This window comes from Microbacterium sp. RU1D, from assembly GCF_900156435.1.
Classification (GTDB): domain Bacteria; phylum Actinomycetota; class Actinomycetes; order Actinomycetales; family Microbacteriaceae; genus Microbacterium.
Window position 1 is genome coordinate 555,416 of sequence record NZ_FTPQ01000001.1, and the last position, 18,325, is coordinate 573,740.

The following is an 18,325-nucleotide window of genomic DNA, read 5'->3' on the forward strand; positions in this document are numbered from 1 at the left end:
CGTCACTCTAGCGTCGGCGGCAGCACGTAGACCACGTCGGCGCCGTCGCGTCCGTGCTCGACGAAACCGATGCGCGCGAGCACATCGTGGGCGGGACGATCGTCGGCCGCCACGCACGCGTAGAGCGGTCGTTCGGCCTCGCGCACCGTCAGCTGACGCAGTGCCTCCGTCGGCACCTCGGCGTCGGCATCCGGGGCGACGGCCAGAAGGATCTCGCGGTCTCCGTCGACGTCCATGGCCGCAGCGACGCCCGTCATCTGCTCGTCCTGCACGATCGCGTGAACCTCCACGTCGGAGCGGTCGACCCACTCGTCGAACGAGCCGCGGTCGTGAAAGACCCCCCGCGGCCACGCGGAGCCACTGGCCCGCACCGCGTCGTACGCGGCATCCCGGTCGTCGTCGGTGAGGGCGCGCAGCTCGATGTGGGGCATGACGTCACGCTAGCGGCGGGTCGAGCCGGGTCGTGCGACCTTGCGCGGTCACGCGAAACCGTGCAGCGTCAGGAACGTCCAGCACGCGCCGTTCGCGTCGCGACGGGCGATCTGCTCTCGCAGATGCCGGAAGAGCGGTTCGCGGGTGTCGTCGTCGACGCTGCTCCAGCCGTCGAGGTTGCGACGGAGCACGAGGTCCGTCTGATCGAGGGCCTTCCGGAAGACGATGTTGCGGGATCCGGCCACCAGGTGCGAATACAACGCCATCATCGCCGCGACGTAGGAGCGAGACGAGGGGGCGTCGTGAAGGGCGTCCACCAGGGCGACGGTCTCGACGATCTCGTCGTCGGACGCGCGAGGGAGGGCGACGTGCATGACCCCCGCGATGGTGTGCGCCGCGTACTCGCGCATGTCGGTCCGGGCGCGGTCGCTGAGCGCCGCGACGCGCGTGTATCTGTTGGCGGCGACCTCGACGAGTCCGATCCGCTCGAGGCGCTGCAGCGCCTCGCGGACCGGAGTGCGCGAGATGCCCATGAGCGAGGCGAGTTCCACGTCGCGCAGGCGGTCTCCCGGCTGCAGGCGGCCGTCGACGATGGCCTCGCCGAGAGAGCGATACGCCTCGTCGACGAGGGCCGATGCGCGCCGCCGTCCATCCATCAGCCGGATTTTACGGCTCATCGTTATCACAGAACATCGTCAGAACTGACTGATTCTTCGTTTTCGTGTCGCGCGCACGCGTCCGCGCCGGTAAAGTGATCGCCGTCGCGCATCGCGTGACATATCCGGGGGGATCCGTCGACGCCCGGGCTTCGAGCTCTGCTCAGCCCGGGCGTCGTATGGGCTCGGGGCCGTTCTCGCCGGCGATACCGCTTTTCTCCGCCGCGCAACGTTTGTGTCACGGAGCCGTGCGTCCGAGGAATCCGGCCGTTACCGTGGGGGCACAGTCCGGCGCGCACGGCGTCGGCTCAAGCGGAAAACGGCATCACGATGAGCACGCAGGGCACGGTCAAGTGGTTCAACTCGGAGAAGGGCTTCGGCTTCATCGCCCCGGATGACGGTGGACAGGACGTCTTCGCGCACTACAGCGCGATCCAGTCCGGCGGGTACCGCTCGCTCGAGGAGAACCAGCGCGTGGAGTTCGAGATCGCCCAGGGCCCGAAGGGCCTGCAGGCCGAGAACATCCGCCCGCTCTGACGCGTCCGGCTGCGGCCGGTTCCGCCCCGGCCGTGCGCAGCCGCGCCGGTCGGGGCGATCAGCGTTCCTGGCGCACGAGGTCGATCCCGGCAGCCGCGAACTGACGCAGCGTCGCATGCGGCAAGAACGCGCGGGTCAGCGCTGCGCCGATCCGCGTGAGGTCCGCCTCGTCGCGGTAGAGCAGATACATCGTCTCGTACCGCGGGTGGAACTTCTGCTTGAAGCGGTGCAGCGACGCGAAGCCGTACACCGGCTCCAGCATCGCGGCCATGCGCGCCTGCAGCTCGGCGATGGCTCCGGCATCCGGGGGATACTCGTGCGCCAGTGGAGCGCCCGACAGTGACAGGACCTGCGCGCCCTCGGCGGAGAACTGCTGCGCCGACGAGCCGATGAGGTACTCCATGACGGGGCCGAAGCCGCCGTCGCGGCGTCGCATGAGATCGAGCGTCCAGCCCCGCACCTCGCCCTCGCCGTAGATCGGGAGCCAGGAGAGGAACCCGTCGACGTCGCCGGCGGGCGAGACGGCGAGGGCCAGGCGCACTTCGGGGTCGGAGGCCTCGTGCAGGGTGCCGAGGGTGAAGCCCATCTCGGGCAGACCCTTCTCGCCCACCCAGCTCTCGGAGATCGCCCGCAGCTGCTGGCGTACCCCCCACGGCTCGTCGGCGAGATGCGTGAGGCGGAACGTCATCCCCTCGCGCTGTGCGCGGTTCAGCGACGTGCGCACCGCACCCCAGGCCTTGCCGGTGAACTGGAGGCCGGGAAGATCCACCACGGTGTCGTCGGCGACGACGATGTGTCGCCACCCGGCCGGGACGGCGGCGCGCGTCGCCTCTCCCGCGCTGAAGAAGCAGGGCGCCAGACCCGCGGCTTCCGAGCGCTCGATGAAGCGCCGCACGGTGGCCGCGCGCTCGCCGACCGGACCGAGGGGGTCGCCGAGAGCGAGGGCCACCCCTGACCGGCGCTGGTAGGCGACGAGCCCACGGCCGAACCGGGCGTACGACATGCCCTCCCACGTCGTCATCCACGACAGCGTCCCCCCACCGGTGGCGCGCAGCTCGGCCTTCACGTCATCGACCGTCGGGGCGGGGGCCTCGCCGAGCGCTGCACGGGGGCGGGCGTGGAACGCGCCGCGCACGAGCACGAAGTACGCGGATGCCACGACCCACAGCACCGAGGAGGCCAGGACGCTCGTGACGTCGGTGTCGATCTCGGCCTCGACACCGGGCAGACCGACGGCGACCAGGATGCCGATGACCGCGAGGACGAGCAGGACGTTGAGCAGGCAGTACACCAGCACCAGGACCCAGGCCCACCGGCGGCCGCGGCGCAGGGAGGTGGCGACGACGAGCACGACCGCGGTGTTGATAGCCACGTCGACCCAGGAGCCGGAGGTCGCGGCCGAGGTGCCGAACGGGCCGGTCATCGGAGCGACGTAGCCGAGGATCTCGATCGCGCCGAGCGCGCACACCACCACGAACGCGATGAGACGCTGCTCGCGCACACTCACCCGCTGCGGCCGGAGCGAGCGGTCGACGACGAGCACGAGACCCACGGCGAACACGTGCTCGAGGTCGGGGAGCGAGCCGTAATACACGAAGGTGACGGCCAGGACCGCGACGAACACGGTCCACGCGCGCAGCCGCCACGGCGAGGGCAGAAGCGCGAGAGCGCCGGCGATGCACGCGAAGACGCCGCCCGACGGCCCCACGTCGAGCGCGGCCGCCTGCTCCTGCGCCCACGACCACGGCAACAGCGACGCGACCGCGAGGAACGCCGCGGCCGCGAGGATGGAGAAGAGCTGGCCGCCGGCGAAGAAGACGGCGGCGACGCGACTGCCCCGCCGGTACTCGAAGAACGCCATCACGGCCACGGCAGGGATTCCCGCGAGGTACACCCACGGGGCGCTCACGAAGAACGTGCCGGTGACAGGGGTCCACCACCGGCCCTCGGCCAGCGCGGGAAGACCGTAGGCCACGTCGGCGAAGACGCGTGAATCGGTGACGGGCGACCACAGGCCGCCCGAGACGATACCGACCACCAGGAGGACGCCGGCGAGCCCGAGCGTGACCGGGATGCGACGGCCGATGGCCGAGACGCGTAGGACGCGGGAGGTGTCCGCCATGCCGCTCACGATATTGCACCGCCCGGCCGGGCCGGGTCAGCCCCGGGTCGGGGGAATCGCGTGCCAGGCCGCTCGCGCGTTGGCGAGCGCCTCCTCGGCGTCCGTGGCAGCGCGGGCGGCGGCCAGTTCCTGGCGCGCACGCTCGAGGCGCAGGCGGTCCTGGATGGCCGGCGCGTCGTCGCGGGCGTCGGCGGCGGCGAGAGCAGCCCGCGCGCACGCGAGCGTTCCGGGCAGCGCCGCCCGGGCGGCCTCGAGTCGCTGGCGCGCGCTGACGGCATCCCCCAGGGCGCGGTCGCGCACCTCCCGCACGCTCGCCACGGTGGCGACCGCCTCGCGGGGACGACGCGCCGCGGCTGCGGCGGCGGTCTCCAACTCGCGCACGGCCTCGCGCACCGTCTCGCCGGCGGACGGCGCGCACTGCGCGGGGCGCGCGGCGATGATCGACAGCGCTGCGTCGAGTTCGTCGCGAACGGCGGCGAGTTCGTCGTCGGCGTTCTGCGCCGCCTGGAACGCGATGCGATGGGCGTCCTCGACGGCGCGCCCGTGCCGCTCGGCGCGGCGCAGGGCCGCGGTCGCGCGACGGAGATTCTCGAGCGACGGGTCGGCATCGGCATCGCGCAGGGCCGCTTCGGCGTCGAAGAGCGCCGTGGCTGCGGCGTCGGCCGCACGTCGGGCGTCGATCCAATCGGGGGCGTCGAAACGCTGTCGCAGCGCGGCGAGGAGCCGTTCGGGGTCGCCCGTCGCGGCGACGATGTCGTCGCGACGTGCTCTCGCTGCGTCGCGCAGGGCGGCGGGGGAACGGCTGGTCGCGGTCCACTCGTCGAGGCGGACCCGGAGGGCGTCGACGCGTGCGCGGCTCGCATCGACGTCGTGCGCCACGCGCCGGGCGTCGTCTCGACGTCGTGCCGGGATGGTCGGTCGAGCGTCGAGGGCGGAGACGTCGGCGAAGCCGCGGTCCCGAGCGCGGTGCGCTGCGGTGCGGGCGCGGCGCAGTTCCGTCGGCGCGTCGGGGGCATCGACGGCATCGACCGCCTCGAAGGCGACGTCGAGGCTTTCGACCGCATCGTCGAGGCGCACGAGCGCCTCGGCCGCGTGGGCCACGGCCTCGTCGGCAGCGGCACGGGCGCGGGGCGAACGGCGGTTCGCCCGCACGGCGATCACGATCGCCGCCGCGACGACCAGCGCTGCGACCAGGGCGACGCCGATCGGCACCGCCGCGCCGAGATCAGGCACCGGCCGGGTCGTCCACGATCAGCAGTGCCCGCAACTGCGCGACGTCGTCGACGGCGGCCTGCGCACCCTCGGCCTCGTGGGGCCAGCTGAAGCCCCAGCGCACGAAGATCACCGGCACACCGGCATCCGCCCCGCCTTCGACGTCGTGGTGCCGATCGCCGATCAGGACGGGGCGCGAGACGTCGACACCGGTGGCGGCGAGACGGCGCAGCGCCTCGCGCACGATGTCGGCCTTGGAGCTGAGGGTGCGCTCGTCGAGGGTCGCGCCGACGATGGCCTCGAGGTCGGGGGCGAGGCCGAAGTGGTCCATGAGCGCCACGACCTGTACCTCGGGCTTGGAGCTCGCCGTGGACTGCGGCATCCCCGCCTCGTGCAGCTCGTGCACCAGATCCGCCACGCCGGGGTAGAGCCGCGCGCTGACGGTGTAGCCCTCGCTCTTGTTGAGAGTGCGGTAGAACGCGACGGCGGTGGTCGCCTCTTCGGGCGTCATGCCGACGTTGGCCTGGAACGACTCGAACATCGGCGGGCCGATCCAGTGCGACAGCTCACCGCGCGTGGGCGCCCGGCGCCCGAAGTGCTCGAGCGTGATGGTCAGGCGGCGGAGGATCCCCTCCGATGCATCGACGAGAGTGCCGTCGACGTCCCACAGGACGCAGGAGAAGGGAGAGCGTACGGGCATGCGTCCACGCTACCGGCGGAGCCGTGCGTCCCGGGCGCTCCACGCACGGGGGCGGTTCGACGGATGCCGGCCCAGACGACCTGCACCGAACGCGAGGCTCTCAGAACAGCCGCGGAGCCCCCGACTGCACGCCCTTCATCTCGTCGTAGTCGAGGGTGAGGCAGCGGATGCCGCGGTCGGTGGCGAGCACGCGGGCCTGCGGCTTGATCTCCTGCGCGGCGAAGACGCCGGTGACCGGAGCCAGGAGGGGGTCGCGGTTGAGCAGTTCGAGGTAGCGCGTGAGCTGCTCGACACCGTCGATGTCGCCGCGGCGCTTGACCTCGATGGCGACCGTGCCGGGACCGTCGTCGTTGCGCAGCAGCAGGTCGACCGGGCCGATCGCCGTCGGGTACTCGCGCCGCACGAGGGTGAGGTTCTCGCCCACGACCGAGACCTGCTCGGCGAGGAGACGCTGCAGGTCGGCCTCGACACCGTCCTTGATGAGTCCGGGGTCGACGCCGAGATCGTGCGCGGTGTCGTGGACGATCTCGTGGATGCGCACGAGCAGCGCGTCACCGGTCTTCGCGTGCGTCACGCGCCACCGCTCGATGACGCCATCTTCGACGTCGACCTCGTCGGGGTCTTCGCGCGTGAGGCTGCACGGCGGGCTCATCCAGTTCAACGGCTTGTAGGAGCCGCCGTCGGAGTGCACCAGCAGACTGCCGTCGTTCTTGTGCACGAGCAGACGTGTGGCGAGGGGCAGATGCGCGTTGAGACGGCCGGTGTAATCGACGGAGCAACGGGCGATGACGAGACGCACCCGACGAGCCTAATCGCGCTCGCCGGATCCGCCTCGTCGCAGGTCAGCGGCGGGCGGGTTCGTCGGTCTGCGCCGCGGCCGGGACCAGCGGCTTCGCCGCGCCGGAGAACAGCCCGGATGCCACGATCAGGCCGACCACGATCAGCAGGGTGTTCAACAGCCCGATGTGGTCGCCGATCCAGCCGAGGATGGGCGGGCCGCACAGGAAGGCGACGTAGCCGATGGTCGCGGCGGCCGCGACGCGGGAGGCGGCCTTGGCGGGGTCGTCGGCGGCGGCCGACATGCCGATGGGGAAACCGAGCGAGGCGCCGAGACCCCAAAGGGCAGCTCCCACGAACACGAGCGGGCCGTACGGAGCGAGGATGAACAACAGCAGCCCCGCGGCGGCGGTCGCCGCGAGCACGCGCAGCACGAGCACGCGGCCGAGGCGGTCGACGACCGGCCCACCCGCGATGCGGCCGACGGTCATGGCGACCGAGAACACCGCGAGCACCGCGGGTCCCGCCTCTTCCGGGGCGCCGTGCCCGTACACCACGGCGGAAGGCAGCCAGTCGTTGGCGCTGCCCTCGGCGAAGGCCATGCCCAGCATGATGACGCCGAGCGTGTAGGTGCGCGGCTCGCGCCAGGCCTGCAGCGAGGTGGCGAGGCGCTCGCGCCAGTGCGCGCGCTCCTCGTCGGCGGGGGCGTCCAGCGCGACCTCCGCCCGCGGCACGTTGGCCACCGAGACGAAGGCGACGACGAGGATCACGACACCCATCGCGACGCAGTGCGCGAGCACGGGGATGCCGGCGCTCACGGCGACGAAGCCCAGGCCGGCGCCGATGACCGTGCCGAAGCTGAAGAACGCGTGCAGCAGCGGCATGATCGTGCGGCCGGTCGCCTTCTCGAGCGCGGCCCCCTCGACGTTCATCATCACGTCGACCGCGCCGTTGCCGAAGCCGAAGAGCGCGAGGCCCACGAGCGCGACGCCGAAGACCTGGAGCGTGTCGGCACCGAAGCCGATGACGGCGAGGCCGATCCCGACCAGGACGAGGGCGACGAGCATCCCGGATCGCGCGCCGAGGCGCGCGATCACCGCGGGCGCGATGGACAGGCCGATGATGGATGCCACGCCCATGCCGAGCAGCAGCAGGCCGACGCCGGAGTTCTCGATGCCGAGCGACTCGCGGATCGCGGGGACGCGGGACGCCCATGTCGAGATGCTCAGTCCGCTCGCCAAGAAGATGGCGCAGATGGCGATGTGCCAACGCACGAGTTGGGAGCGGGTGAGCGAGGGGGCCATGCGGACACTGTACCGAATCGATTCGACATCGATCGAATCGATTCGGCAGCGCCACGCGTCGCGGGTACGATCGGCCCGTGAGCACCCGCCGCGCCACCATCAGCGACGTCGCCCGTGAGGCGGGCGTCTCCCCGTCGACCGCGTCGGTGGTGTTCAGCGGCAAGACGCCCACCTCCGCGGCGACCCGGGCCCGCGTGCTGGCGGCCGCCGGAGCCCTCGGCTACACGGGTCCCGACCCGCGCGCGGCCTCACTGCGTCGAGGTCGCAGCGGGATCGTCGGCGTCGTCTTCGACACCCACCTCGGCACGGCGTTCCTCGACCCGGTCACCACGCACATGATGGACGGCCTCGCCGACGGCGTCTCGCGCCTGGGTGCGGCGCTCCTCCTCCTGCGCGACGACGGCGAGACCGTCAGCGAACCCTCGCTGCACACCGCCCCGATCGACGCCGCCGTGCTGATCGGCTGCAGCCCGCGCATGCGCGACTCCCTCGAGATCGTGCGGGGGCGCGGCATCCCGGTGGTGGTCGTCGAGGGCGACGCGGGCGAGGGCGTCCCCCAGGTGCTGCTCGACAACGCCGAGGCGCAGCGCGCGGCGGCTCAGCATGTCGCCGACCTGGGGCACCGCGACGTCGTGCTCGTGACCCTGCCCATCGACACCTCACGGCGCCGGGGGTGGGTCGCCGCCGACGCTCCCGTCCGCGTCGATGTGACCGCCGATCGCCTCGCCGGCGCGCGCGCGGTCTTCCCCGACGCCCCGGTGCTCGCCGCGGCCACGAGCTCGATCGACGAGGGCGCCATCGCCGGACGCACGATCTTCGGCGACGCGGCGCACCGCCCCACGGCCGTCATCGCGCAGAGCGACCTCCTCGCCGCGGGCGTCATCCGCGCGGCGGAGGAGGCAGGGCTCCGGGTTCCGCAGGATGTCAGCGTCACCGGCTTCGACGGCGTCGTGGTGGACGGGCTCGCCCCCCACGTGCTGACCACCCTGGTCCAGCCCGCGACGGCCAAGGGGCGTGCCGCCGGCGAGGCGGTGGCCGCCATGCTCGAGGATGCCGTTCCCTCCGGTCTCGATCTCCGATGCACGTTCCGCGTGGGAACGACGACGGCTCCTCCGCGTACCACATGAGAATCCGTGGACCGCGGACTCTCATGCGCCGCATAGAATAGGTCCGACACCCCGAGAGCCCGGGCACCTGCCCGTCGACCCCGAGGAGGCCCGATCATGCTGATGTTCCTCGGCGCCTTCGCGGCTCTTCCCCTCCTCCTGCCGTGGCTCGTCTCCCGCATCGGCGCTCGCGCGTTCTACGTCGCCGCCGTGCTGCCGGCACTCGCGTTCGCCCATGCTCTCGTGCTCGCTCCGGCGGTCTTCGCGGGGAACATTCCCTTCGAGGAATATCGCTGGATCCCCGCCATCGACGTCTCGTTGTCGATGCGGATGGACGTGCTCGGGTGGCTTCTCACCCTCGTCGTGACCGGTGTCGGCGCGCTCGTGATGCTGTACTGCCGCTGGTACTTCCGCGACAAGACGCGGGGGGTGGGGCAGTTCTCGGCCGTGCTCCTGGCCTTCGCCGGCGCGATGTACGGCCTCGTCCTGACCGACGACATCGTCGTCCTCGTCATGCTGTGGGAAGCCACGAGCGTGCTGTCGTACCTGCTCATCGGCTACTACCACGCGCGCGCCGCCAGCCGCCGTGCGGCGCTGCAGGCGCTGCTGGTCACGACGCTCGGCGGGCTGGTCATGCTCATCGGCGTCGTGCTGCTGGTGGTGCAGGCGGGGACGTCGAGCCTGTCGGTGATCCTCGCCGACCCGCCCACCGGCACGGTCGTCGACATCGCCGTCCTGCTGCTGCTGATCGGCGCCCTGAGCAAGTCGGCGATCTTCCCGTTCCACTTCTGGCTCCCCGGTGCAATGGCCGCACCCACCCCGGTGAGCGCGTACCTGCACGCGGCCGCCATGGTGAAGGCCGGTATCTACCTCATCGCGCGCCTCGCCCCCGGCTTCGCCGAAACGCCGTTCTGGCGGCCCACCCTCATCGCGCTGGGTGTGTTCACGATGCTCCTCGGCGGGTTCCAGGCCTTGCGCGAGCGCGACCTCAAGCGCATCCTCGCGTTCGGCACGGTCAGCCAGCTCGGGTTCCTCACGGTCATGCTCGGCTACGGAACACGGGATGCCGCCCTCGCGGGTGCCGCGCTCCTGCTCAGCCACGCGCTGTTCAAGTCGTGCCTGTTCCTCGTCGTGGGCGTCATCGACCGTCAGCTCAACACCCGCGACATCGGGCAGCTCTCCGGCCTCGGCCGCCAGGCTCCCGTCATGGCGACCGCGTCGTTCATCGCGATCGCGTCGATGGCGGGCGTCATCCCGACCCTGGGCTTCGTGGCGAAGGAGACGGCGCTGACCGCCCTCCTGCACGAGGCCGAGGCGGGTGCGGGGTGGGGGATCGTCGCACTGGTCGGCATCGTGCTCGGCTCGGCGCTCACGGCGGGGTACGGCATCCGGTTCCTCTGGGGCGCGTACTGGACCAAGCGCGACGTCGAGACGACCGAGTGGCCCGACCCGCCCATCGGTTTCCTCTCGGCCCCCGTGCTGCTGGCCGCGGCCTCGCTCGTGCTCGGCTTCCTGGCGCCGGTCGTCGACCACTGGCTCGCCCCCTACGCTGACGGCCTGCCCGAGGCGACGCCCGGCGTGGCCGCGCCGGAGTACCCGTACCACCTGGCCCTCTGGCACGGTCTCGAGCCGGCGCTGTTCGTGTCGCTCGGCACGCTCGCCCTCGGCGCGGCGATCTTCTGGGCCGTGCGCAAGACGCAGCTGCACAAGCGGCGCCGCGTGCTGCCCTTCACGGCGAACGACGTCTACAACGTCGCGTTGCGCGGCATCGACCACTCGTCGGAGTGGGTGACCGCCCGTTTCCAGCGCGGTTCGTTGCCGTTCTACGTCGGCACGATCTTCATCGTCCTCGTCATCGCCGAGGGCACCGCCCTGTTCGCGTCGGCCGAGTGGCGGGCGCAGCTCGACGCCTGGCACTCCCCGACGCAGCTCATCGCCGCCCCGCTCATGATCGCCGCCGGCATCCTCGCGGTGCGTGCCCGGAAGCGCTACACGGGCGTCGCGCTCGTCTCGGTCACCGGTCTCGGCCTCGTCGTGCTCTTCGCCACGAGCGGTGCCCCCGACCTTGCCCTGACGCAGGTGCTCGTCGAGACCGTGACGCTTGTGGTGTTCGCTCTCGTGCTGCGTCGACTGCCCGCGCGCATGGGCGAGCAGAACGCCTCCGTCGCGCCCCTGGCCCGGGCCGTGCTCGGCGCCGGCGTCGGCCTGACGATGGCCCTGGTCGCCATCGTCGCCACGGGAGCCCGCCAGGAGCTCCCGATCTCGCTCGAGTGGCCGCCGCTGGCGTACGAGATCGGCCACGGTCGCAACGTCGTCAACGTCGCGCTCGTCGACCTGCGCGGGTGGGACACGATGGGCGAGCTGTCGGTGCTCGTGCTCGCGGCGACGGGTGTGGCATCCCTCGTCTTCATCACCGACCGCAGCGACAACCTGTCGCGGCGTTCGGGCACGGCTCGCAGCCGGACGGGCCTCGGCCGTCGCCGTCCGCTCGTCGAGACCGACAGCGGCGTCCGCGCGCAGCGCGTCGGCGAGACCGGCGCCCCGCGGGCCTGGCTGGTGTCGGGCGCCAAGGTGCAGCCCGAGAACCGCTCGATCCTGCTCGAGATCATCATCCGCGTGCTCTTCCACTCGGTCATGGTCATCTCGCTCTATCTGCTCTTCGCCGGCCACAACCTCCCCGGCGGCGGGTTCGCCGGCGGGCTCGTCGCCGGTCTGGGCCTCGTCATGCGCTACATCGCCGGCGGACGCTGGGAGCTCGGCGCCGCCGCCCCGACCGACGCCGGCCGCCTGCTCGGCGCCGGCATGGCGATCGCCGTGTTGTGCGCGATCGTGCCGATGTTCTTCGGCTTCGCCCCCTTGCAGAGCTTCACCTTCGAGGGCGAGCTGCCGCTCATCGGCCACTGGGAGTTCGTCACGAGCACGATCTTCGACATCGGCGTGTACCTCGTCGTCATCGGTCTGGTGCTCGACGTGCTGCGCAGCCTCGGGGCCGAGGTCGACCGGCAGTCGCAGCTGCCCGAGGACGCGGAGGTGGTGAATCCGTGAACATCTCGCTCGTGCTGGTGATCATCATGGCCGTGCTCTTCGCGTGCGGCGTCTACGCGATGCTCGAGCGCAGCCTCACCCGCGTTCTGATCGGCTTCCTGCTGCTCGGCAACGCGGCCAACCTGCTGCTGCTGATCGTCATGGGCCGCCCGGCCATCGCGCCGTTCTACGACGGCGAGACCGACGCCGCCGACATGTCGGATGCGCTCCCACAGGCCCTCATGCTCACCGCGATCGTCATCACTTTCGCGATCTCGGCCTTCCTGCTCGCCCTGATCTACCGGTCGTGGCAGCTCGGTCAGGCCGACACGGTCATCGACGACGTCGACGACGTCGCGCTGCGCACCCGCACGGCCGAAGAGGTCGAGGATGCGATGGACGAGGAGTCGCGCTCCGACGACGACGACGTCACCACCGACTTCGTCGGGGATGCCGCGAACCCGATCCGGGTGCTGCACCAGGGCGACCTGTCGCAGCTCGTCGACGACGCTCCGGTCGACCGCGTCGCCGTCCGCCGGCGTGCGTCGGACGACCGCGCGTCGGACGACCGCACGCCCGCCGACGGCGCGTCCGACGCCCCCCGCGACCCCCAGGACGGTGATCGCTCGTGAGCGCCCTCGTGCCCCTGCTCGTCGGCATCCCGCTCATCGGCGCCGCGATCAACCTCATCTTCGGCCGCCGCAAGAAGACGCAGATCGTCGTGTCGGTCGCCTCGCTCGCGGCGGTGCTCGTCCTCGGCGCGGTCCTGCTCGTCGCGGTCGACACCACCGGGCCCATCGCCGTCGCCATCGCCGCGTGGCAGATCCCCCTCGGGATCGTGCTGTACGTGGACGTGCTGGCCGCGCTCCTCGTGGTCGTCACGAGCATCGTGCTGCTCGCGGTCCTGCTGTTCTCGATCGGACAGGGAGCGGCGGACAACGACGAGGACACGCCCGTCTCGATCTTCTACCCGGCGTATCTCATCCTGGGTGCGGGCATCTTCAACGCCTTCATCGCCGGCGACCTGTTCAACCTCTACGTCGGGTTCGAGATCCTGCTCGTCGCGTCGTACGTGCTCATCACCCTCGGGGGCACCGAGTCCCGCATCCGCACGGGTGTGGTCTACATCGTCGTGTCGCTGGTGTCGTCGATCCTGTTCCTCGCCGCGATCGCCATGGTCTACGGCGCGCTCGGCACGGTCAACATGGTGCAGATCAGCGAGCGCATGGCGATGCTGCCGCAGGACACGCAGACGATCCTGCACCTCATGCTGCTGCTGGCCTTCGCCATCAAGGCGGCGGTCTTCCCGCTGTCGTTCTGGCTGCCCGACTCGTACCCGACGGCCCCGGCCCCCGTCACGGCGGTCTTCGCGGGCCTGCTGACGAAGGTCGGCGTCTACGCCATCATCCGCACCGAGACGCAGCTCTTCGTCGACAACGACATCAACTTCCTGCTGCTCATGGTCGCCCTCGCGACGATGATCGTCGGGGTGCTGGGAGCCGTCGCCCAGGCCGAGCTCAAGCGCATCCTGTCGTTCACGCTCGTGAGCCACATCGGGTACATGATCTTCGGTTTGTCCATCAACACGCCGCTCGCCGTGGGCGCGACGATCTACTACATCGTCCACCACATCATCGTGCAGACGACCCTGTTCCTCGCCGTGGGCCTGATCGAGCGCCGCGCGGGCAGCACGTCGATCCTCAAGGTCAAGGGACTCATGCGTGCGGCCCCCCTGCTCGCGGTGCTCTACTTCATCCCGGCCATCAACCTGGGCGGTCTCCCGCCGTTCTCGGGCTTCATCGGCAAGTACGCCCTCTTCGACGCCGCAGCCCAGGTGGGCACACCGGTCATGATCGTGCTCATCGTCGGTGGCATCGTCACCTCGATCCTCACGCTGTACGCGCTCATGCGCGCGTGGAACCTGTCGTTCTGGCGCGAGGACGACGACTCGGCCGAGACGACCGAGCGCATCGCCTATCTCGGCAACGCGCCCGCGGCGTCGATCTCGACCGAGCGCCGCACGATTCCGCGGATCATGACCGTCGCGACCGTCGGAATGGTCGTCGTCACGATCTCGCTGACGGTGTTCGCCGGCCCCCTGCTCGACGCGTGCCTGCGGGCGGGCGAGCGCATCTACGGCGGGACTACCCTCGTGCAGCTGCAGGATGCGGAGGACCCGCGATGAGTCCGAACCGCCGCGCGCAGGTGTCGCTGTTCCTGCATCAGCTCCCGCTGATGATCTGGCTGATCGCCCTGTGGATGCTGCTGTGGGGCCAGTTCACCTGGCTCGCCCTCGTGACCGGCCTCGTCATGGCGGTCTTCGTCACCCGCGTGTTCCGCCTGCCCCCGGTGGAGCTGTCGGGTCGCATCAACCTCTGGTACGGCCTGATCTTCGTCGTCACCTTCCTCGGTGCCGTCATCAAGGGTTCGCTCATCGTGGCGTGGCAGGTGCTCGACGTGCGACGCCAGCCGGGCGCGGCGATCATCGCGGTGCCGCTCCGGGTCGACGACGACGTGATCATGGCCCACACCGCCGTCACGGCATCCCTCATCCCAGGGTCGCTCATCGTCGACGTCGACCGCGAGAACCGCACGCTCTACCTGCACACCATCGGCGTACGCAGCGACGAGGATGCCGAGCACCAGCGCCGCATCGTGCTCGGCTGGGAGGCGCGCATCACGCGTGCCGTCGGCTCGCGGGAGGAGCTGCAGGAACTGCGCGCCCGCATCGCCGACAGCTCGACGCATCACCACCAGTCCATCGAATCGCCGCGCGAGGGGAGGACCCCGCTGTGAACGCCCTCGTCGTCGTCATCCTGGTCGTCTTCGCCGCCGCCGCGGTGCTCGCCCTCATCCGGCTCGTCATCGGCCCGTCGATCCTCGACCGCGCGGTCGCGGCGGACGTGCTGCTCACCGAGGTGATCTGCATCCTCGGTGCCGACATGGTGATCAACCACCACACGCGGTCGCTGCCCGCGATGCTCATCATCGCGGCGGTCGGCGTCTTCGGGTCGATCGCCGTCGCCCGCTTCGTCGCGCGGAAGGAGAACCCGCGGTGACCCTCGAATCGGTCCTCGACACCGTCGCGCTCGTCCTCGTGCTGATCGGCGCGGTGCTCTGCCTCACCGCGACCATGGGGCTGTTGCGGTGGCGCGACGTGCCCACCCGCCTGCACGCGGCGACCAAGCCGCAGGTGCTGGGCGTGCTGCTCATCGTCATCGCGGTCGCGCTGTCGCTGCGAACGTGGGAGGTGGTGGCCTTCGGCATCCCGATCGTGCTCATCCAGTTCGCCACGGCGCCGCTCGCCGCCCACATGGTCGGGCGCGCGGCCTACCGCAACCGCACGACCGACGAAGAGGGCCTGTACATCGACGAGCTGCAGCACCGGACCGAGCAGCCGGGGTCGACCGGCGCGGAGACGCGGCCCGAGAACTGAGACGGTGAGACGCAGCGGATGCGGCGTCAGACGCCGGCCTCGCGCACGTCTTCCTCCGCCTGCGACGACGGGGTGCCCTCGGCGGGGTCCGGCGTGTCGGTGCGGTGGTCGAGCTCGCGCGCCTCGCGCTCGTCGCGCCGACCCTCGGCGAGGAACGCCAGGCGGTTCAGGCACTCGTGATTGCGCGCCACGAGCATCGGCTTCCACAGCAGCGAGGGCAGGACCGCGGCGGCGCCCGACACGGGTTCCTCGAGGATCGTCACGGCGATCCCGTCGCCGTGCGGGCGCACCTCGATGCGGATCACGCCGCGACCGAGGAGACCGGCTCGCGGCCGAAGGCGCAGTCGACGCGGCGGGTCCCACTCGACGATCTCGGTCTCGTCGTGGATCATCACGGGCCAGACGCCGAGCGAATGGTGGATGCGGCTGCCCTCCCGGGGCCATTCCGCATCGACATCGCGCATGCGGGCGGCGCCCACGACCCACACGGGATACAGCCAGCCGTCCGAGAGCACCGCGAAGAGGTCGTCGGGTGTACACCGCATGAGGCGCGTGTTGCGGGCGGCCATGGCATCCCCTCCCTCCGGTCGGCGTGGTTCGACTGTAGGGGGTGGATGCCGCACGCGCGGCGGGACTTGACGGCTGGGGTCGGCGGAGGTGGGGGAAAGGGAGGTGGCTGAGCTTGTCGACGCCTCCGGGGTGGGCGTGGGTCCCGCGCCCATCGACGGGCTCAGGGTCCTCGCGTGGACGGCGGCCTCGCGCCGGGAAAGAGGTGGCCCGGCGCCCCGGACCACCCCTGGACCGCCCTCAGCCCCGCGTGATGTCGGTCACCACGCCCTTCGCCAGGCGCAATCGGCGGCGGGCTCGGCGGGCCACGGCCGAATCGTGCGTCACGACCACCAGCGTCAGCCCTTCGGCGTTGAGCGTCTCGAGCACGTCGAGGATCTCGTCGCGCATTCTCTCGTCGAGGTTGCCGGTCGGCTCGTCGGCGAGCAGCACGCGCGGCTGCTTCGCGACCGCCCGCGCAATGGCGACGCGCTGCTGCTGACCGCCGGAGAGCTCTCCCGGACGGTGGTCGGCGCGGTCGGCCAGACCCACGCGCGTGAGGGCCTCGGTCACCCGCCGGTCGCGCTCGCCGCGGTCCAGGCGCAGCGGCTCGAGGCCCATGTCGACGTTCTCCGCTGCGGTGAGGGTGGGGATGAGGTTGAAGCCCTGGAACACGAAGCCGATCTCCTCGGCGCGCAGGCGGCTCAGCTGCGCGTTCGACGCTCTCGCGATGTCGACCTCGCCGAGCGTCACCGACCCGCTCGAGGGGCGGTCGAGGGCGCCGAGCATCTGCAGCAGCGTGGATTTGCCGCCGCCGGTGGGGCCCTGGATGGTCACGAAATCGCCCGCGGCGATGTCGAGGTCGATTCCGGCGAGGGCCTGCACGGTGCGCTCGCGCTGCCGGTACGTGCGCGTGACTTTCGACAGGCGATACGCGGTGGCGGTGGCGGTGGGAACGGTGAGGGTCATGATGTCTCCTTCGAAGGACGGGGGATGCCGCTCACGCGACCGAACGGAGGGCGGCGGCGGGGCTGAGGCGAGCGGCGCGCCATCCGCCGAACGCTCCGGCGAGGACGCCGCCGAGCACGGCGATGCCGACCGCGGCCAGCACGACGACCGGGGTGACGGGAGCGCTCAGGACGATGTCGGTGGCCTGCGCCGCCGCTTGTCCGAAACCGCCGCCGGGGCCACCGGCTCCCGGACCGCCCTGCGCGCCGGGGCCGCCGGAGGTGCTCGCCGCCACAGACACGGTCGGCGAGATCACGTTGACCAGCAGGATGCCGCCGAGCCCGAGGATCAGACCCGCGACACCGCCGAGCAGACCCTGGACGAGCGACTCGCCCGCGACCTGGCGCACGATGCGCGCGTTCGACCACCCGATGGCCTTCAGCGTGCCGAATTCGCGGGTGCGACGGGCGACACCCGAGATCGTGAACAGCACAGCGAGGGCGAGGGCGACCAGCAGGACGACGAGGCTGAGCCAGGTGCCGAGGTTCGAGATCATCGTCGACGCGCTCGAGAGCGAGCCCGAGACGGTGGAGGCCAGCTCCGACTGCGAGCTGACGGTGGCGTCGGGCAGTGCGGCGGTGAGCTCGCTCTGCACCTGGTCGATGGCATCCGCCGAATCGGCCTGCACGTACACGGTCGAGACCACGTCGCCGACGCCGGCGAGCGTCTGGGCCACGTCGAGGGGGAGGTAGACGTTCGCGGCGGTGTCGGCGTCCGCCGAGGCCGAGGCGACGATCCCGACGATCTGCATCGCCGTGCCACCCACGTCGACGGTGCCGCCGACGCTGAGCCCGGCGCTCGCCGCGTACGTGGCGTCGATCACGGCGACGTTCGTTCCGGCATCCGATGCCTCGAGGGCGCGACCGTCGCTGACGGTGACGGAGGAGAGGGGGCCGACGGATGCCGCCGGGTCGACGCCGAGCACGCTGAAGGAGTCCACGCCGAAGGCGCTGCCGCCGTCGCCGCCGGGGCCGCCGGCCGGCGGTTCGCCCGTGCCCTGGCCCTGCTCGGTGCCGGTGCCGGCGTCTGCGCTGCGGTCGGGGATCTCGCCCGAGAACGTCGTGTTGGTCAGGGCGAGGGCGCCGGTCGCGGCGGAGACGCCGTCGAGGCCGGTCACCGTGGTCACGGTGGAGGCGTCGAGCGTGCCGCGCATCATGTCGGTCATGAGGCGCGACTGGCTGAGGGTGGTCGTTCCGTCGCTGGTGGCGCCGTCCTCGGCGCCGAAGTCGAAGCGCGGACCGCCGCCGCCTTCGCCCGGCTCGGTCTGAGCCCCCGTGACGGTGAGGTCGGTGCCGACGCCGTAGACCGACGACAGCGCCTGCGACTGCGCATCGCGCACGCCGGCCGACAGGGCGTTGACCACGATGACGAGAGCGATCGCAATGGCGAGTCCGATGGCGACGATCACGGTCTGTTTGGTGCGGCCGGCGAGTTCGCGCCGCAGGTAGGTGCCGTACATGCTTCT

At 71.3% G+C, this 18,325-nt stretch carries 18 protein-coding genes; 8 read left to right on the forward strand and 10 right to left on the reverse strand.

All coding sequences use genetic code 11. From position 1 onward, the window contains the following. Positions 1 to 2 precede the first annotated feature (2 nt). Positions 3 to 431 (reverse strand): hypothetical protein, encoded by a 429-nt coding sequence (locus tag B0B15_RS02500; protein ID WP_076673130.1) that lies wholly within the window; start codon positions 429 to 431, stop codon positions 3 to 5. Positions 432 to 479: 48 nt separating this feature from the next. Continuing rightward, positions 480 to 1,088, reverse strand: coding sequence for a GntR family transcriptional regulator (locus B0B15_RS02505; protein ID WP_076673131.1), 609 nt, complete (start codon positions 1,086 to 1,088; stop codon positions 480 to 482). A 330-nt stretch (positions 1,089 to 1,418) separates the two neighbouring features. Here B0B15_RS02505 and B0B15_RS02510 point away from each other — a divergent pair, with 330 nt between their 5' ends. Next, the gene (locus tag B0B15_RS02510) at positions 1,419 to 1,625 is read left to right on the forward strand and encodes a cold-shock protein (protein WP_076673132.1); all 207 of its coding nucleotides are present in this window, start codon (positions 1,419 to 1,421) and stop codon (positions 1,623 to 1,625) included. 58 nt (positions 1,626 to 1,683) lie between these two features. Here the strand turns inward: B0B15_RS02510 and B0B15_RS02515 are convergent, their stop codons facing one another. From B0B15_RS02515 to B0B15_RS02535, 5 genes are all read right to left on the reverse strand, one after another. Further along, positions 1,684 to 3,747 (reverse strand): bifunctional lysylphosphatidylglycerol flippase/synthetase MprF, encoded by a 2,064-nt coding sequence (locus B0B15_RS02515; RefSeq protein WP_076673133.1) that lies wholly within the window; start codon positions 3,745 to 3,747, stop codon positions 1,684 to 1,686. A 36-nt stretch (positions 3,748 to 3,783) separates the two neighbouring features. Next, a complete protein-coding gene (locus B0B15_RS02520) occupies positions 3,784 to 4,980 on the reverse strand; it encodes a hypothetical protein (RefSeq protein ID WP_076673134.1) in 1,197 nt (398 codons plus the stop codon). Then, the gene (locus B0B15_RS02525; RefSeq protein WP_076673135.1) at positions 4,973 to 5,659 is read right to left on the reverse strand and encodes an HAD hydrolase-like protein; all 687 of its coding nucleotides are present in this window, start codon (positions 5,657 to 5,659) and stop codon (positions 4,973 to 4,975) included. Before B0B15_RS02525 ends, B0B15_RS02520 begins: the two co-directional genes overlap by 8 nt. Before the next feature lie 100 nt (positions 5,660 to 5,759). Beyond that, the gene (gene nucS, locus B0B15_RS02530) at positions 5,760 to 6,458 is read right to left on the reverse strand and encodes an endonuclease NucS (protein WP_076673136.1); all 699 of its coding nucleotides are present in this window, start codon (positions 6,456 to 6,458) and stop codon (positions 5,760 to 5,762) included. A 43-nt stretch (positions 6,459 to 6,501) separates the two neighbouring features. After that, positions 6,502 to 7,740, reverse strand: a complete 1,239-nt coding sequence (locus B0B15_RS02535) for an MFS transporter (protein ID WP_076673137.1) — start codon at positions 7,738 to 7,740, stop codon at positions 6,502 to 6,504. Positions 7,741 to 7,817: 77 nt separating this feature from the next. Here B0B15_RS02535 and B0B15_RS02540 point away from each other — a divergent pair, with 77 nt between their 5' ends. From B0B15_RS02540 to mnhG, 7 genes are all read left to right on the forward strand, one after another. Further along, complete coding sequence (locus B0B15_RS02540) at positions 7,818 to 8,867, forward strand: LacI family DNA-binding transcriptional regulator (protein ID WP_076673138.1); 1,050 nt, start codon at positions 7,818 to 7,820, stop codon at positions 8,865 to 8,867. A gap of 96 nt (positions 8,868 to 8,963) precedes the next feature. Continuing rightward, positions 8,964 to 11,891, forward strand: coding sequence for a Na+/H+ antiporter subunit A (locus tag B0B15_RS02545; protein WP_076673139.1), 2,928 nt, complete (start codon positions 8,964 to 8,966; stop codon positions 11,889 to 11,891). After that, on the forward strand, positions 11,888 to 12,502 hold the full coding sequence (locus B0B15_RS02550) for a sodium:proton antiporter (RefSeq protein WP_076673140.1): 615 nt from the start codon (positions 11,888 to 11,890) through the stop codon (positions 12,500 to 12,502). The genes B0B15_RS02545 and B0B15_RS02550 overlap by 4 nt, the downstream gene beginning before the upstream one ends. Beyond that, entirely contained in the window at positions 12,499 to 14,055 is a 1,557-nt protein-coding gene (locus B0B15_RS02555) for a Na+/H+ antiporter subunit D (RefSeq protein ID WP_076673141.1), read from the forward strand. The genes B0B15_RS02550 and B0B15_RS02555 overlap by 4 nt, the downstream gene beginning before the upstream one ends. Then, positions 14,052 to 14,666, forward strand: coding sequence for a Na+/H+ antiporter subunit E (locus B0B15_RS02560; protein ID WP_076673142.1), 615 nt, complete (start codon positions 14,052 to 14,054; stop codon positions 14,664 to 14,666). Before B0B15_RS02555 ends, B0B15_RS02560 begins: the two co-directional genes overlap by 4 nt. After that, positions 14,663 to 14,929: an MrpF/PhaF family protein gene (locus B0B15_RS02565; protein ID WP_076673143.1), complete on the forward strand. Its 267-nt coding sequence runs from the start codon at positions 14,663 to 14,665 to the stop codon at positions 14,927 to 14,929. The genes B0B15_RS02560 and B0B15_RS02565 overlap by 4 nt, the downstream gene beginning before the upstream one ends. Beyond that, the gene (mnhG, locus tag B0B15_RS02570) at positions 14,926 to 15,306 is read left to right on the forward strand and encodes a monovalent cation/H(+) antiporter subunit G (protein ID WP_076673144.1); all 381 of its coding nucleotides are present in this window, start codon (positions 14,926 to 14,928) and stop codon (positions 15,304 to 15,306) included. The genes B0B15_RS02565 and mnhG overlap by 4 nt, the downstream gene beginning before the upstream one ends. A 26-nt stretch (positions 15,307 to 15,332) precedes the next feature. On the opposite strand, the gene B0B15_RS02575 is transcribed toward mnhG, so the two are convergent. The 3 genes from B0B15_RS02575 to B0B15_RS02585 all read right to left on the reverse strand — a co-directional run bounded on the left by B0B15_RS02575 (position 15,333) and on the right by B0B15_RS02585 (position 18,319). Next, complete coding sequence (locus tag B0B15_RS02575; RefSeq protein ID WP_076673145.1) at positions 15,333 to 15,875, reverse strand: SRPBCC family protein; 543 nt, start codon at positions 15,873 to 15,875, stop codon at positions 15,333 to 15,335. A gap of 238 nt (positions 15,876 to 16,113) precedes the next feature. Continuing rightward, the gene (locus B0B15_RS02580; protein WP_076673146.1) at positions 16,114 to 16,821 is read right to left on the reverse strand and encodes an ABC transporter ATP-binding protein; all 708 of its coding nucleotides are present in this window, start codon (positions 16,819 to 16,821) and stop codon (positions 16,114 to 16,116) included. 31 nt (positions 16,822 to 16,852) lie between these two features. Beyond that, positions 16,853 to 18,319, reverse strand: a complete 1,467-nt coding sequence (locus tag B0B15_RS02585; RefSeq protein WP_076673147.1) for an ABC transporter permease — start codon at positions 18,317 to 18,319, stop codon at positions 16,853 to 16,855. Between the last annotated feature and the right edge of the window lie 6 nt (positions 18,320 to 18,325).